Annotated in this window: 14 protein-coding genes; 11 read left to right on the forward strand and 3 right to left on the reverse strand. The window is 63.0% G+C overall.

Features of this window, described 5'->3' with window-relative positions; all coding sequences use genetic code 11:
* Positions 1 to 33: 33 nt before the first annotated feature.
* A complete protein-coding gene (locus J3P97_RS13885; protein ID WP_434568379.1) occupies positions 34 to 897 on the reverse strand; it encodes a LysR substrate-binding domain-containing protein in 864 nt (287 codons plus the stop codon).
* 403 nt (positions 898 to 1,300) lie between these two features.
* Between J3P97_RS13885 and J3P97_RS13890 the strand changes: the two genes are divergently transcribed.
* From J3P97_RS13890 to phnE, 4 genes are read left to right on the forward strand one after another with little or no spacing between them, the layout of a single operon-like run.
* Positions 1,301 to 2,152 carry a putative selenate ABC transporter substrate-binding protein gene (locus J3P97_RS13890; protein ID WP_434671958.1) on the forward strand — a complete coding sequence of 284 codons (852 nt, stop codon included), beginning with the start codon at positions 1,301 to 1,303 and terminating at the stop codon, positions 2,150 to 2,152.
* A complete protein-coding gene (locus J3P97_RS13895; protein WP_434671959.1) occupies positions 2,149 to 2,946 on the forward strand; it encodes a phosphonate ABC transporter ATP-binding protein in 798 nt (265 codons plus the stop codon). The genes J3P97_RS13890 and J3P97_RS13895 overlap by 4 nt, the downstream gene beginning before the upstream one ends.
* Complete coding sequence (locus J3P97_RS13900) at positions 2,940 to 3,767, forward strand: PhnE/PtxC family ABC transporter permease (RefSeq protein ID WP_434671960.1); 828 nt, start codon at positions 2,940 to 2,942, stop codon at positions 3,765 to 3,767. The genes J3P97_RS13895 and J3P97_RS13900 overlap by 7 nt, the downstream gene beginning before the upstream one ends.
* On the forward strand, positions 3,764 to 4,531 hold the full coding sequence (gene phnE, locus J3P97_RS13905; RefSeq protein WP_434671961.1) for a phosphonate ABC transporter, permease protein PhnE: 768 nt from the start codon (positions 3,764 to 3,766) through the stop codon (positions 4,529 to 4,531). Before J3P97_RS13900 ends, phnE begins: the two co-directional genes overlap by 4 nt.
* Before the next feature lie 18 nt (positions 4,532 to 4,549).
* On the opposite strand, the gene J3P97_RS13910 is transcribed toward phnE, so the two are convergent.
* The gene (locus J3P97_RS13910) at positions 4,550 to 5,791 is read right to left on the reverse strand and encodes an OprD family porin (protein ID WP_434671962.1); all 1,242 of its coding nucleotides are present in this window, start codon (positions 5,789 to 5,791) and stop codon (positions 4,550 to 4,552) included.
* Between the two features lie 480 nt (positions 5,792 to 6,271).
* Between J3P97_RS13910 and J3P97_RS13915 the strand changes: the two genes are divergently transcribed.
* From J3P97_RS13915 to J3P97_RS13945, 7 genes are all read left to right on the forward strand, one after another.
* Entirely contained in the window at positions 6,272 to 7,075 is an 804-nt protein-coding gene (locus J3P97_RS13915; RefSeq protein WP_434671963.1) for a putative hydro-lyase, read from the forward strand.
* A 24-nt stretch (positions 7,076 to 7,099) separates the two neighbouring features.
* Positions 7,100 to 7,648 (forward strand): hypothetical protein, encoded by a 549-nt coding sequence (locus J3P97_RS13920; RefSeq protein WP_434671964.1) that lies wholly within the window; start codon positions 7,100 to 7,102, stop codon positions 7,646 to 7,648.
* A gap of 59 nt (positions 7,649 to 7,707) precedes the next feature.
* Complete coding sequence (locus J3P97_RS13925) at positions 7,708 to 8,649, forward strand: LysR family transcriptional regulator (RefSeq protein WP_434671965.1); 942 nt, start codon at positions 7,708 to 7,710, stop codon at positions 8,647 to 8,649.
* A gap of 87 nt (positions 8,650 to 8,736) precedes the next feature.
* The gene (locus J3P97_RS13930; RefSeq protein ID WP_434671966.1) at positions 8,737 to 10,113 is read left to right on the forward strand and encodes a UDP-glucose dehydrogenase family protein; all 1,377 of its coding nucleotides are present in this window, start codon (positions 8,737 to 8,739) and stop codon (positions 10,111 to 10,113) included.
* A gap of 173 nt (positions 10,114 to 10,286) precedes the next feature.
* Positions 10,287 to 10,994 (forward strand): HPP family protein, encoded by a 708-nt coding sequence (locus J3P97_RS13935; protein ID WP_434671967.1) that lies wholly within the window; start codon positions 10,287 to 10,289, stop codon positions 10,992 to 10,994.
* Between the two features lie 134 nt (positions 10,995 to 11,128).
* Positions 11,129 to 12,235, forward strand: a complete 1,107-nt coding sequence (locus tag J3P97_RS13940; RefSeq protein WP_434671968.1) for an enoyl-CoA hydratase/isomerase family protein — start codon at positions 11,129 to 11,131, stop codon at positions 12,233 to 12,235.
* Between the two features lie 2 nt (positions 12,236 to 12,237).
* On the forward strand, positions 12,238 to 13,389 hold the full coding sequence (locus J3P97_RS13945) for an acyl-CoA dehydrogenase family protein (protein WP_434671969.1): 1,152 nt from the start codon (positions 12,238 to 12,240) through the stop codon (positions 13,387 to 13,389).
* Between the two features lie 1,076 nt (positions 13,390 to 14,465).
* On the opposite strand, the gene J3P97_RS13950 is transcribed toward J3P97_RS13945, so the two are convergent.
* Positions 14,466 to 15,239: an enoyl-CoA hydratase gene (locus tag J3P97_RS13950; RefSeq protein WP_434671970.1), complete on the reverse strand. Its 774-nt coding sequence runs from the start codon at positions 15,237 to 15,239 to the stop codon at positions 14,466 to 14,468.

Here is a 15,239-nt window from a genome sequence, read left to right on the forward strand (position 1 = left end):
CGATAGTGGCATCAGCGGATTTGTGTAGCGAATTCAGGATGCGCTGGTCTCTCGTGCCAGGCCGAGGAATGCCGACGGCAGCCGGGCCTGGCGGCGCTCCTTGAGGCAGTACAGATACTCGGCGATCAGCGGCGCGCCTTCCAGCTCGACCACCTTGAGCTGTGGATTCTCCGGCACCTCGTGACGGGCGATGATGCTGATGCCGATGTTGCGCAGGACCGCTTCGCGAATCGACTCGCGACTGCCGATCTCCAGCAGCGGCCCGGTCGCCACACCGGCCTCGCGCAGCAGCGTTGTGGTGAGCGCGCGGGTGGTGGAGCCGGTTTCGCGCATCAGCAGGCAATGCCCGGCCAGGGCGCTCGGCGCGACCCGGTCGTGGCTGGCCAATGGGTGCTCGCGATGTACCGCCAGCACCAGTGGATCGTGCCCCAGCACCAGCCGGGTCAGGCGCGCATCCTCGACCAGTTGCGAGGATGCGGCCAGGTCCACGCGATACTCCTCCAGCGCCTCGATGACCTGCAGTGAGTTGCCGATTTCCAGGGTCACTTCGCACAACGCAAACTGCTCGCGAAAAGCCTTGATGATATCCAGCACGTAATACGGCGCGGTGGCACCGATGCGCAACGTGCCTTGCACCTGGCCGCTGTTGCGCAGGAAAAACTCGATGTCGGCCTCCTGCTGCAACAGTTTCTGCACCATCGGCAACAGCTGCGCGCCCTGGTCACTGAGTGTCAGGCGGCGCCCGCCGCGATAGAACAGTTCGACGCCGTACTGGGCTTCCAGGCTGCGGATCTGCGTGGTCACCGTCGGCTGGCTGAGCCCGAGTTTCTTGGCCGCCTGGGTGACGCTGGCCAGGCGAGCGACCATGTGGAAAGACTTCAGCTCGGCGCTGAGCATGTTGTGACGCTCCAGAAAAGTGACGGGACAATCTACTTGAGAAAAATGATCTATTTGTGGCTAGGGAGCTTGCTCCCGCTCGGCTGCGAAGCAGTCGTAAAGCGCCGGGTGCGGTGTGTCTGATACTCCGATCTGGCAGGTTTTGGGGCCGAATCTCGGCCCAACGGGAGCAAGCTCCCTCGCCACGGGTTTGTCGATTGTCTTGGTTGAACAGCATTACGCTTGCATCGCGGCTTTGACCTTGTAGCATCCCCGCATCGAAACGGGCCAGGATTTACCTGGTCGGCAGAAACGATCAAGATTGCACCTGTTCGTCTACCCTCACAATGCGCCAGGCCAACGCGGCTCCTCAAAGCGTGCCTGGCGCTTGAACACTCACGCCCTACATGCACCGGAGATTTACATGCTCAAGCGTACCCTGGCACTGGCCGTCGGTTTGACCCTGTCCCTGAGCTCCCTTCTGACGCAGGCGGCGGATACCTTGAAGGTCAGCGCGATTCCCGATGAAGCGCCGACCGAACTGCTGCGCAAGTTCAAGCCGCTGGGGGCGTACCTGGAGCAGAAAATCGGCATGAAAGTCGAGTTCGTACCGGTGAGCGATTACCCCGCCGTGGTCGAGGCGCTGGCGACCGACCGGATCGACCTGGCCTGGCTGGGCGGTTTCACCTTCGTGCAGGCCCGCCTGAAGACGGGTAACGCCATTCCGCTGGTGCAGCGCGAACAGGATGCCCAGTTCACCAGTAAATTCATCAGCGCCGACCCTGCGGTCAAATCCCTGGCCGACCTCAAGGGCAAAAGCTTTGCCTTCGGTTCGATCTCTTCCACCTCCGGCAGCCTGATGCCGCGTTATTTCATGCTCAAGGACGGCATCAAGCCGGAAACCTATTTCAGCCGCGTCGGCTACTCGGGCGCCCATGATGCGACGGCCGCCTGGGTCCAGGCGGGCAAGGTCGATGCCGGCGTGCTCAACGCCAGCGTCTGGGACAAACTGGTGGCGTCCGGCAAGGTCGACACCAGCAAGGTCAAGGTGTTCGCGACTACCCCGGCCTACTTCGATTACAACTGGACCGTGCGCGGCACGCTCGACCCGGCACTGGCTGCCAAGATCAAGGCGGCGTTCCTGGACCTCGATCCGGCGAACCCGAAGGACAAGGAAATCCTTGATCTGCAGGCCGCCAGCCGCTTCATCGAGACCAAGCCCGAGAACTACAAAGGCATCGAAGAAGCCGCACGCGCCGCCGAACTGCTGAAATGACATTACGTCTGACCCGAGCCAGCGTCATCCACACCAACGGTGCGCAGGCGCTGCGTGGCGTGGATCTCCACATTGGCGCGGGGGAACAGGTCGCCATTATCGGCCCGTCCGGCGCGGGCAAGTCGAGCCTGCTCAATGTGCTCGCAACCGCCCTGCGGCCGGGCGCTGGCGAGGTGCAGGTACTGGGCGAGCCAGTCTGGCAATTGTCCGCGCGCCGGCGGCAGCGTCTGCGCGCGCGCATCGGCCTGGTCCACCAGGCGCCTCCCCTGCCGCCGCGCCTACGGGTGGTCACCGCAGTGCTGGCCGGCAAGCTCGGCCAGTGGGGCCTGGGCAAGAGCCTGCTGAACCTGCTGCACCCGCTGGACATTCCCGGGGCTCGGGCAGCGTTGGCCCGGCTGGACCTGGGCGACAAGCTGTTCGCGCAATGCCAGCAGTTGTCCGGCGGGCAGCTGCAACGTGTCGGCATTGCCCGCGTGTTGTACCAGGCGCCCGAGGTATTACTTGCGGACGAGCCGGTATCGGCGATGGACCCGGTGTTGGCCGAGCACACACTTGCGGTGCTCTGCCAGCATGCCCGGGAGCACCGCGTGACCCTGGTCACCAGCCTGCACGCGGTAGAGCTGGCGCTGGCGCATTTTTCCCGGATCATCGGTCTGCGTGACGGGCAGATTCTGTTCGACTTGCCGACCGAAGCGGTCGACCGCCAACTGCTCGACACGCTTTATGCCAACGAGCAATTGGAGTCCATGTCGAGCCCTCCACTCCCTACGAGCGTGCAGATTCCGCGATGCTGAAGCGTGACGCCCGGGACCCCGCCAGCCGCCCTCGCCTGCTCCTGACCCTGTTGGCCCTGGCCCTGCTGTGGCCGGGCATTCGTTTCAGCGAGGTCGACCTCGGCGTGCTGCTGGCCAGCGACAGCCAGAGTGAGATGGGCCGGTTCGTCGCGGCGTTCTGGCCACCGGCCCATGACGAAACGTTTGTCGACCTGCTGCTGCAAGCCACCCTGCAGACATTGGCGATTGCCACCGCCGGCATGGCCCTGGCGCTGCTGGTGGCGGTCCCCGCCAGCCTGCTGGCCAGTCGCGCATTGTCGTTGTCGGCCGCCTACCGCTCCGGCAGGCCTGGCAATCTCGGTCAATGGTTGCGTTGGCCGATACGCGGTCTGTTGATCTTCCTGCGCAGCGTGCCGGAAATCGTCTGGGCCTTGCTCTTCGTGCGAGCTGTCGGCCTGGGTCCGACGGCCGGGGTGCTGGCCATCGCCATCACTTACAGCGGGATGCTGGGCAAGGTCTATGCGGAAATCTTCGAATCGGTCGACCAGCGCCCGGCACACGCTTTGATGCAGGCCGGCAGCGGCCGGCTCGCGGCGTTCTGCTACGGGATCCTGCCCAACGTCGCCGCTGAGCTGCTGTCGTACACCGTGTACCGCTGGGAATGCGCCATCCGCGCGTCAGTGGTGATGGGTTTTGTCGGCGCGGGTGGCCTGGGCCAGCAGATGGACCTGTCGTTGCGCATGTTCGCCGGCGGTGAAGTGGCCAGCCTGCTGCTGACCTTCCTGGTGCTGGTGATGTTCGCCGATCAGCTCAGCCGCCTGCTGCGCTGGAGACTGGCATGAGTCGGCTGTTCAACGTGCTATTGCTGCTGGGCATTTGTGCGGCGGTCGTCGCTTCGTTCGGCTATCTGGGCATCGACCTGGGCGCGTTGGGTGACAGCGCGAGCCTCAAGCAGATGGCCGCTTATGCGCAACGCTTCCTCAGTCCGGACCTGAGCCCGGCGTACCTCAAGGCGATCGGCCACGGCGCGCTGGAAACCATCGCCATGTCCGCCATTGGCACATTGCTCGCGGCGGTGCTGGGGCTGGCACTGGCACTGCCGGCCGCCGGGCGCCTTGGCTGGCCGTTGCAAAGCGTCTCGCGCCTGGTGTTGAACGCGTTGCGCGCGGTTCCGGAACTGGTGTGGGCGGCGCTGATGGTGTTTGCCGCCGGGCTCGGCCCCAATGCCGGTACGCTGGCGCTGACCCTGCACACCATCGGCGTGCTCGGCCGGCTGTTCGCCGAGGCGCTGGAAAACACCCCGTCGCAGCCCGCCGATGCGATCCGTTTGCAAGGTGGCAGCGCGCTCGCGGCTTTCTGCTACGGCACCCTGCCCAACCTGATGCCGCAGCTGCTCGCCTACACCCTCTACCGCTGGGAGAACAACATTCGTATGGCCAGTGTGCTGGGCTTCGTCGGCGCCGGCGGCCTGGGCCAGATGCTCTATGTCAGCCTCAGCCTGTTCCAGGAAGCCCAAGGCAGCACGGTGATCCTGGCCATGCTGTTGCTGGTCTTCATAGTCGATACCCTGAGCAGTTGGAGCCGCCAGCGCTGGGTCAAGGCCTGACGGCTGCCCGGCGCGCCGTCACCACAGCGCCATCGAGTAACTGACGATCAGGCGATTTTCGTCCAGGTCATTGCCGAAGTTCGAGCGCACCGAGGCATTGCGCCATTTGAGCCCCAGCCCCTTCAACGTGCCGTCCTGGATCACATAGGCGATATCGCTGTTGCGCTCCCATTCCTTGCCTTCACCCGGCGCGCTGCGTTGCACGTTGTCGCCACTGATGTAGCGGGTCATGAACGTCAGTCCCGGCACGCCGAGGCCGGCAAAGTTGTAGTCGTAACGGGCCTGCCAGGAGCGCTCGTCGACATTGGCGAAATCACCGATCTGGACGAAGTTGACCAAATACGGATCGCTGCGCGAGATGTAGGGAAATGGGTCGTCGCCGCTCATGCGCTGGTAACCCAGGCCCAGCGCGTGCCCATCGAGGCTATAGGTGAACATCGCGCCGAACGCCTGGTTGTCGATAGCGCGGAAGCTGCCGTCCTCGGTGCTGCGGGAATAACGCACGTCGCTTTTCAATGATTGGCCCGCGCCCAGGTCCAGGCTATGGACCAAGCCCAGGTAGTTCTGCTGGTAGATGTCCTCCAGTTTGCCGTAGCGGTATTGCGCGGTGAGATTCGGCAGGAACTGGTAGTCCGCTCCGGCGAACTGGAAGTGGTCGCTGATCCCTCCAATGCGGTTGGCCGTCATGTCCTGATAGTGGGTGGAGTCGACGAAGTTGATCTGTGTAAGCTGCCCGGCAGTCAGCTTCAGACGGTCGATTTCCTGCACGCTCAACAGCCCGCCCTTGAAGGTCCCGGGGAGCAGGCGCGTATCGTTGGAATTGACCACCGGGTCCTTGATTTGCAGGGTGCCCACTTTCAGGGTGCTGTTGGACAAGCGTGCCTTCGCGGTGAGGCCAAGTTCGCCGTAGCGGTCCTGGGAACCCCCGGACGAGTCTGCCGGCAACAGATTGGTGCCTGCCGTGCCGCCGCCCGAATCCAGTTTGAAACCGGCCATGGCCAACGCGTCCAGCCCGAACCCCAAGGTCCCGGCGGTGTAGCCCGACTCGATGCGCAACAGGAAGCCTTGCGCCCACTCTTCGGCCTTGTCCCGCGCGCCCTCCTGCCGAAAATCGCGGTTGAAGTAGAAGTTGCGGGCTTCCAGGCTGGCCTTGCTGTCGCTGATGACATCGGCGTGAGCACTCGACGCGCTCATCAGACCGAGGCCGAGCAAGGTGCCCACGGGTTTACGGTTGAAATGATTAGCGATGAAGCGGTGCATGGCGTGCTCCTTTTTTATGGGCGCGAGTGTTCCCGTCGGGGACGGCTGGCGCGCCTCGCTTATTGTTTGGGGCAGTGTCTTGAACGTCGCCCATGGAGGCGGCGTGACGTTCTCGCAAGAGAGACGATGAACCCGTGGCGAGGGAGCTTGCTCCCGCTGGGCTGCGCAGCAGACCCATTTTATGAACGCTTCGCGCTCAAGCGGGAGCAAGCTCCCTCGCCACGGGATATCAATCGTTCAAGCGAACAACCTTGACGTCGGGGCAGATTCTTCCCACCGGCGCTGGACAGCGTCAAACGGGAAAAAAGCCGGCTCGGGCATAAAAAAATCTGATGCATGGCGGGTCGCAGCTGGTCTGACTTCGCTGCCTTGAGCGTCGGATAACTTTTTGTTGTCAGGGGGTACCAGTTTTCCTTGTTGGACGCCGTCGTCCGGGGCTTCTACAAAGAAGCTCTAACAAAAAACCAATGGAGATCCCAGATGCCGCCGTCCGCCCTGACATTCGAACAACTGCAGCAGTGTTCGGCCCAGGCCCTGCGCCAGAACATCGCGGCCGGTCGCTACCACGGCCACACCAGCGGCCTGGGCCAGGGCCGGGTGCAAGCCAACATCGTGATCCTGCCGGGTGACTGGGCCGACGAGTTCCTGCGCTACTGCACGCTCAACCGCCAGGCGTGTCCGGTCCTGGACGTGAGCGAACCGGGGGATCCGTTCCTGCGCAACCTCGGCGCGCCCATCGATATCCGCCACGAAGTGCCGCGCTATCGGGTCTTTCGTCACGGCGAGTTGAGCGAAGAGCCGATGGACATCGAACACCTGTGGCAGGACGACATGGTGACCTTCGCTCTCGGCTGCTCGTTCTCGTTCGAGCAACCCCTGCTGGAGGCCGGTATACGCCTGAGACACATCGACCTGGGGCGCAACGTCGCCATGTTTCGCACCAACATCGACACGCGCGCCACCGCGCGCCTGTCTGGCAAAATGGTCGTGAGCATGCGCCCGATGAAGGCCGCCGCGGCGATCCAGGCGATCCAGATCACCGGACGCATGCCCAGCGTCCATGGCGCCCCGGTCCACATGGGTGATCCGTCGTTGATCGGCATTCATTCTTTGGACACGCCGGACTATGGCGACGCGGTGCCGGTGCAAGCCGACGAGATCCCGGTGTTCTGGGCCTGTGGCGTGACGCCGCAATCGGTGGTGCAGGCTTCGCGACCGCCGCTGTGCATCACTCACGCGCCGGGTTGTATGCTGGTGACCGACGTCTTGAACAGCGCGTTGTGATACCCGACCTGAAATGGAGATCTGATGAACAGCCCGCAGCGATCAATCGAACATTACATCCGCGCCAAGGACGGCAACCGCCCTCACCTGCTGGACCAGGCCTTCATCCAGGACGCAGTCCTGGACATGGTGGTCCGCACCGGCTCCATCGCCTTCCCGGAGCATGTCGAAGGTCGTGGCGCGATCGGTGACGTGCTGGTAAGCCGGTTCAACCAGGCGTTCGAAAACGTCTACACGTTCTGCCTGGGCAACCCTCCTCATGCCAACGTCCGCACCTACGAGTGTAAATGGTTGGTCGCGATGTCGGATAAACACAGCGGTGAGGTCAGGGTCGGTTGTGGCCGCTACGACTGGCGATTCAGCTCCGAGTCCGGGCTGTCCGAGGGGCTCACGATAACCATCGAACACATGAAGACCCTGCCGGCAGCCGAGCTTACGGAAGTCATGGCCTGGGTGTCGGGTCTGGAATATCCGTGGTGCGACGCCGCTGCGGTCCTCGGCGAGGTGCCGGATTCAAGGGCGCTTGAAGACGTGGTCCAATACCTCTCGTCCAGGGATTGCAGGACCGGTTGATCACCGGCGCTACCGGACAATCCAATACCTAGCCCCGCCCGTTTCAGGAGCCGCCGCCCATGAATATCAAGTTTCTGGAAACCTTCGTCTGGGTCGCCCGCCTGAAGAGCTTTCGCCTCACGGCGGAAAAGCTGTTCACCACCCAGGCGTCGATTTCCAGCCGAATTGCAGCCCTGGAAGACGAGTTGGGCGTGCGTCTGTTCGTGCGTGATTCCAAGGGCGTGTCATTGACTTCCGAAGGCCAGCGGGTGCTGGAGTACGCCGAGCGCATCATGGACACCATGCACAGCATGAAAGCCGTGATCAAGGACCCGCGCCAGGTACGCGGGCGGATTCGCATCGGCGCGATGGACACGGTGATCCATACCTGGCTCAGCCCGTTGGTCACGCGCCTGATGGAATGCTACCCGGCGCTGGAAATCGAACTGTCGGCCGACACCGCGAGCAACCTGTGCACGCAACTGGAGAAAGGCTACCAGGACATCATTTTCCAGACCGACATCCTGCGCCTCGACAGCGTGCGCAATGCGCTCCTGACGCGTTATCCAATGCACTGGGTGGTGCGCAGCGGCTCATCCTATGACCGTCACTATGCATCGCTGGACGAACTGTCCCAAGAGCGCATCGTGACCTTCTCGCGCAACTCCCGGCCCCATCAGGATCTCCTGAACATGCTGCACTCGGCCAACATCGTCTCGCCGCGGATCAATTGCGTGAATTCCGCCTCGGCGATCACCCGCCTGGTTCGTGACGGCTTTGGTATCGGCGCCATGCCGGCGGCGCTGGTGGTAGGCGAATTGAACCAGGGCAGCTTGACGCTGGTGGACGGCGTGCCGCTGCCGTCGGTCATGGACATCGTCGCCAGTTGGCGGACCGGCGCCGGCATGGAGCGTGTCGAAGACATCGTCAGCCTGACGCGGGAGGTGGTGGACGACTACGTGGGGCAACTGCCAGCGCCGTACCGGTTGGTGGTGAGCGAGCCTCCTGCAAGCTGTCAGTGAACTGCAACATCCCGGACTTATTCTCGGATGAGCACGCCGCGGCGAACCGCTGCCGGCGCCCGCTCGGGATGGTCCAGGGAGTCCGCCATGAAAATCAGTGTGTTCGGCAGTGGTTACGTTGGATTGGTGCAAGCCGTCGTGTTGGCCGAGGTCGGTCATGACGTGGTGTGCATGGACATCGATGAGCAGAAGATCGAGCTCTTGCGTCAGGGCCAGGTGAGCATTTTCGAACCGGGCCTGGCGACGTTGGTGCGCGAGGGGCTGGAAGCCGGGCGTTTGCGCTTTACTTGTGATGAACAGGTTGCGGTGCAGCATGGGCAGGTCCTGTTTATTGCCGTGGGAACACCCTCCAGGGAGGACGGCTCGGCGGATCTGCGCCAAGTCCTCGCCGTTGGTGAGGCGGTCGCCCGCCATCGCGAACAGCCCATTGTTGTCGTGGAGAAGTCCACCGTGCCGGTGGGCACCGGCGACATCCTGCGGGCGCACATCGATCGATGCCTGCTCAAGGCAGGGCGCTTGCTGCAGTTCGATATTGTCTCCAACCCCGAATTTCTCAAGGAAGGCTCGGCGGTCGCCGATTGCCGCCGCCCGGATCGCATCGTGATCGGCTGCGAGCGTGAGGAGGTACGCGAAACCATGCGCGACCTGTATGCGCCGTTCAACCGCAACCACGACCGTATCCTGTTCATGGACGTGCGCAGCGCGGAGCTGACCAAATACGCCGCCAACGGCATGCTGGCGACCAAGATCAGCTTCATCAACCAGATCGCCGAACTGGCCGAACACCTCGGCGCCGACATCGAGTCGGTGCGCCAGGGTATCGGCGCCGACTCGCGCATCGGCTATCACTTCATCTACCCAGGCTGCGGCTACGGCGGTTCATGTTTCCCCAAGGACATGCGCGCCTTGATCCACACGGCCGAGCAGGCGCGTTGCTCCAGCGATCTGCTGCAAGCGGTGGAAACCATCAACCAGCGGCAGAAACACAAGTTGTTCGAACGCATCCAGGCCTTCTACCAGGGTGACCTGCGGGGCAAGACCTTTGCACTGTGGGGCCTGGCCTTCAAGCCCAACACCGACGACATGCGCGACGCGCCCAGTCGCACCCTGTTGGAAGCGCTGTGGTCCGCCGGGGCCAGCGTCCGGGCGTTTGATCCGGAGGCCATGCAACAGACCCAACTGCTCTATCCCAACGAGGCGAAACTGATGCTCATGGGCACACCGGAATCGGTGCTGGCCGGGGCCGACGCGTTGATCATCTGCACCGAATGGCAGTCGTTCAAGGCGCCGGACTTCCAGTTGATCCAGCAACGCCTCAAGGCGCCGGTGATTTTTGACGGGCGCAACCTCTACGACCCGGATCGCATGGCCGACAAAGGCTTCAGCTATTTCCCGATGGGCCGGGGGCAATCCCGCGAATTACCCATCGCGCAGCCGTCGTGGCCGCGAGCCAGAAGTGCCTGACGTTGGTTGCTTCAAAATAAATGCACTCAACCAGCATTAATATGAATTTGTAAGCAAGGTTGGCGAGCGGCACACTGTGTACCGTTCCTCCCCCAATTGTTGGAACACTTAAAGGGCTTTCAGGGATTCTCCCGTAAGCCCCTTTTTTTGTTCGTTTTTTGGATGTTCGCTTGATGCTTGCTCGCTGGTTCCCCGCTGCTATCAATACCCGCCCCACCGAATGGAGTCGCGCCGCCATCGGCATGGCCCTTGGAACAATGTTCAGTGTCTGGCTCTGTGGCCAGGTATTCGGTCTTGAAGTGGCGCAACACCTGATCGGCCCGCTCGGCGCCTCGGCCGTGCTGTTGTTTGCGGTGTCATCGGGTGCCCTGGCCCAACCCTGGTCGATCTTCGGTGGTTATCTGTGCGCGTCGGTCGTGGCGTTGCTGGTCGCCCATGTGCTCGGCCGCACGCTGGGTAGCGCATGCCTGGCGGCCGGCATGGCGCTGGTGCTGATGTGCTGGCTGCGTTGCCTGCATCCACCGGCCGGCGCCCTGGCGGCGACGCTGGTGCTGGCAGACGCAACCATCGTCGCCCTCGACTGGCAGGCGCTTGGCGCCGCCATGCTGGCCGGCTCCGGCCTGCTCGTCTTCGCGCTGGCCTACAACAACCTCACGCGGGTGCGCTATCCCAAGCGTGCCAGCGAGCCGGTAGCGGTAATTCCCGCCGACCATCCCCCCGTCGATCGCCAGGCGATCACCGCCGGAGACTTGAAACTTGCGCTTGAGGAAATGGAAGCATTCTTCGACGTAACCCCCGAAGATCTCGAACAATTGATCCACGCCAGCGAGCGGCATGCCAAGCGTCGCAGCATCACCGAGGTGCTGTCGGGTCGCGGCTGAGCCTGTGGCTGCTATAAATATGCAGACAGGACCTGCACGTATCCCGGTTGTGCAATGCAAATTTGCGCTGTTACGATCCCGACCGGGTACGCGCTTAAAAATTTATAAAGAACAATAAAAGCAGGGAGTTAGCGATGACAGTTCAGGTTTCATCCCAAGCTGCGGGCAGCATCGAAACCGCGCCTTACGAGGTGTTGGTCGACGTTCGCAACCACATCGGCCACCTGACCCTGAACCGCCCCGCCGGCCTGAATGCCCTGACCCTGGGCATGGTGCGCAGCTTGCAGCAGCAACTCGATAGCTGGGCCACCGATTCGCAGATCCGCGCCGTTGTCTTGCGCGGTGCCGGCGACAAGGCGTTTTGTGCGGGCGGCGATATCCGCTCGCTGTACGACAGCCACAAGCAGGGCGACACCCTGCACGAAGATTTCTTCGTCGAGGAATACGCCCTCGACCTGACTATCCACCATTACCGCAAACCGATCCTCGCCTTGATGGACGGCTTCGTGCTGGGCGGCGGCATGGGTCTGGTGCAAGGCGCCGACCTGCGGGTGGTGACCGAGCGCAGCCGACTGGGCATGCCGGAAGTCGGCATTGGTTATTTCCCGGATGTCGGTGGCAGCTATTTCCTGCCGCGCATTCCCGGTGAACTGGGTATCTACCTGGGCGTCAGCGGGGTGCAGATCCGCGCTGCCGACGCACTGTACTGCGGGCTGGCCGACTGGTATCTCGACAGCCAGAAAATGACCCAGCTCGATGAACGTCTCGACCGCCTGGACTGGCGCGATTCACCGCTCAAGGACCTGCAAAGCCTGCTGGCGAAAATGGCGGTCCAACAGTTGCCTGCCCCGCCCCTGGCCGACTTGCGGCCGGCCATCGATCATTTCTTCGCCCTGCCGGATGTACCGAGCATGGTCGAGCAGTTGCGCCAGGTCACGGTCGCCAACAGCCACGAGTGGGCGCTAAAGACCGCCGAGCTGCTGGAAACCCGCTCGCCCCTGGCGATGGCGGTGACCCTCGAAATGCTGCGACGCGGCCGGCACCTGAGCCTGGAAGACTGTTTTGCCCTGGAGCTGCACCTGGACCGGCAATGGTTCGCGCGCGGCGACCTGATCGAAGGCGTACGTGCCCTGCTGATCGATAAAGACAAGAACCCGCGCTGGAACCCACCGACCCTGGAGGCGCTGGACGCCGACCATGTGGCGAGTTTCTTCGACGGCTTCGACTACCACGGGAATTGAACATGCACGACCTTGAGCTGACCGAAGAACAAGTGATGATCCGCGACATGGCCCGTGATTTCGCCCGCGGTGAAATCGCGCCCCACGCCCAGGCCTGGGAAAAAGCCGGCTGGATCGACGATGGGCTGGTGGCAAAAATGGGCGAACTGGGCCTGCTGGGCATGGTGGTGCCCGAGGAATGGGGCGGTACCTATGTCGACTACGTGGCCTACGCCCTGGCGGTGGAGGAAATCTCGGCAGGTGACGGTGCTACCGGAGCACTGATGAGCATCCACAACTCCGTAGGTTGCGGGCCGGTACTGAATTTCGGCAGCGATGAGCAGAAACAGACCTGGCTGGCGGATCTCGCCAGCGGCCAGGCCATCGGCTGCTTCTGCCTGACCGAACCACAGGCCGGCTCCGAGGCGCACAACCTGCGTACGCGGGCGGAACTGAAAGAGGGTCAATGGATAATCAACGGCGCGAAGCAGTTCGTCAGCAATGGCAAGCGCGCCAAGCTGGCGATCGTGTTTGCCGTGACGGATGCGGACCTTGGCAAAAAAGGCATTTCGGCGTTCCTGGTGCCCACCGACACGCCCGGCTTCATCGTTGACCGCACCGAACACAAGATGGGTATTCGAGCCTCGGATACCTGTGCCGTCACGCTGAGCAACTGCACCATTCCCGAAGCCAACCTGCTGGGCGCACGGGGCAAAGGCCTGGCCATCGCCCTGTCCAACCTCGAAGGCGGGCGCATCGGCATCGCCGCCCAGGCCCTGGGCATCGCCCGTGCGGCATTCGAAGCGGCTCTGGCCTATTCCCGGGATCGGGTGCAGTTCGACAAACCGATCATCGAACACCAGAGCATCGCCAATCTGCTGGCCGACATGCACACCCGCCTGAACGCCGCTCGCCTGCTGATCCTGCATGCCGCGCGGCTGCGCAGCGCCGGCAAGCCATGCCTGTCGGAGGCGTCGCAAGCCAAGCTGTTCGCCTCGGAAATGGCCGAGAAAGTCTGCTCCTCGGCGATTCAGATCCATGGCGGCTATGGCTATCTTGAGGATTACCCGGTGGAGCGCTATTACCGCGACGCGCGGATCACCCAGATCTACGAAGGGTCGAGCGAGATTCAGCGGATGGTGATTGCTCGGGAGCTCAGGCACCACCTGGTGTGATGCCAGAAGCTTCGCGAGCAGGCTCGCTCCCACAGGGCTCAGGGGAAGCGTCAGCCTGGAGACCATCCCCTGTGGCGAGGGAGCTTGCTCCCGCTGGCCTGCGAAGCGGGCCCCTGCATTTCTCCAGATTAATCGCATTGACCGGTTTTGCGACTGCTGCGCAGCCGAGCGGGAGCAAGCTCCCTCGCCACGGAGGATCGGTTCAGTATCGCAATGCTGTGAGGGCGGGCTTGTGTGGGGGCGGGCTTGCTCGCGAACTCGGTATGTCTGTCCCGGCGATGCTGAATGTTCTGGCCCCATCGCGAGCAGGCTCGCTCCCACAGGGCTCAGGGGAAGCATCAGCCTGGAGACCATCCCCTGTGGCGAGGGAGCTTGCTCCCGCTGGCCTGCGAAGCGGGCCGCTGCTTTCTCCAGGTAAATCGCATTGACCGGTTTTGCGACTGCTGCGCAGCCGAGCGGGAGCAAGCCCCCTCGCCACGGAGGATCGGTTCAGTATCGCAATGCTGTGAGGGCGGGCTTGTGTGGGGGCGGGCTTGCTCGCGAACTCGGTATGGCTGTCCCGGCGATGCTGAGCGTTCTGGCCCCATCGCGAGCAGGCTCGCTCCCACAGGGTTCATGTGGGAGCATCAGCCTGGAGACCATCCGCTGTGGCGAGGGAGCTTGCTCCCGCTGGCCTGCGAAGCGGGCCCCTGCTTTCTCCAGGTAAATCGCATTGACCGGTTTTGCGACTGCTGCGCAGCCGAGCGGGAGCAAGCCCCCTCGCCACGGAGGATCGGTTCAGTATCGCAATGCTGTGAGGGCGGGCTTGTGTGGGGGCGGGCTTGCTCGCGAACTCGGTATGTCTGTCCCGGCGATGCTGAATGTTCTGGCCCCATCGCGAGCAGGCTCGCTCCCACAGGGTTCATGTGGGAGCATCAGCCTGGAGACCATCCGCTGTGGCGAGGGAGCTTGCTCCCGCTGGCCTGCGAAGCGGGCCCCTGCTTTCTCCAGGTAAATCGCATTGACCGGTTTTGCGACTGCTGCGCAGCCGAGCGGGAGCAAGCTCCCTCGCCACGGAGGATCGGTTCAACGCCGCATTACTTGTCCTGAAACTCCGCCGCGCGTTTGGCCACGAACGCCGCCATGCCTTCTTTCTGATCCAGCGTGGCGAACGCCGCGTGGAATACCCGGCGCTCAAAACGCACGCCCTCGGACAGGCTGACTTCGAAGGCGCGGTTGACGCTCTCTTTGACCATCATGCTGATGGGCACCGATTTGGAGGCGATCAAGGCCGCGGTTTTCAGGGCTTCTTCCAGCAACTCGTCAGCCGGAACGATGCGCGCCACGATGCCGCAACGCTCGGCTTCCACCGCGTCGATGAAGCGCCCGGTCAGGCACATTTCCATGGCCTTGGCCTTGCCCACCGCACGGGTCAGGCGTTGGGTGCCGCCCATGCCCGGCAGCACGCCGAGATTGATTTCCGGCTGGCCGAACCTGGCGTTGTCACCGGCCAGGATGAAGTCACACATCAGGGCCAGTTCGCAGCCGCCGCCCAAGGCAAAACCGTTCACCGCCGCGATGATCGGCTTGCGGCGATTGGCAACCCGGTCGCTGTCGCTGAACAGATCGTCCAGGTAGATCTGCGGATAGGTCAGTTCGGCCATCTCCTTGATATCGGCGCCAGCGGCAAAGGCTTTTTTCGAGCCGGTCAGGACGATGCAGCCGATCTTCGGATCCGCCTCCAGGCGGTCCAGTGCCTGGTTCAGCTCGCTGACGATCTGCGCATTCAGGGCGTTCAGCGCCTGGGGACGGTTGAGAGTGATCAGGCCAACACGGTCCTTGATCTCCAATAAAATCGTTTCGTAGCTCAT

Source organism: Pseudomonas sp. R1-15 (genome assembly GCF_051132085.1).
Lineage (GTDB): Bacteria > Pseudomonadota > Gammaproteobacteria > Pseudomonadales > Pseudomonadaceae > Aquipseudomonas.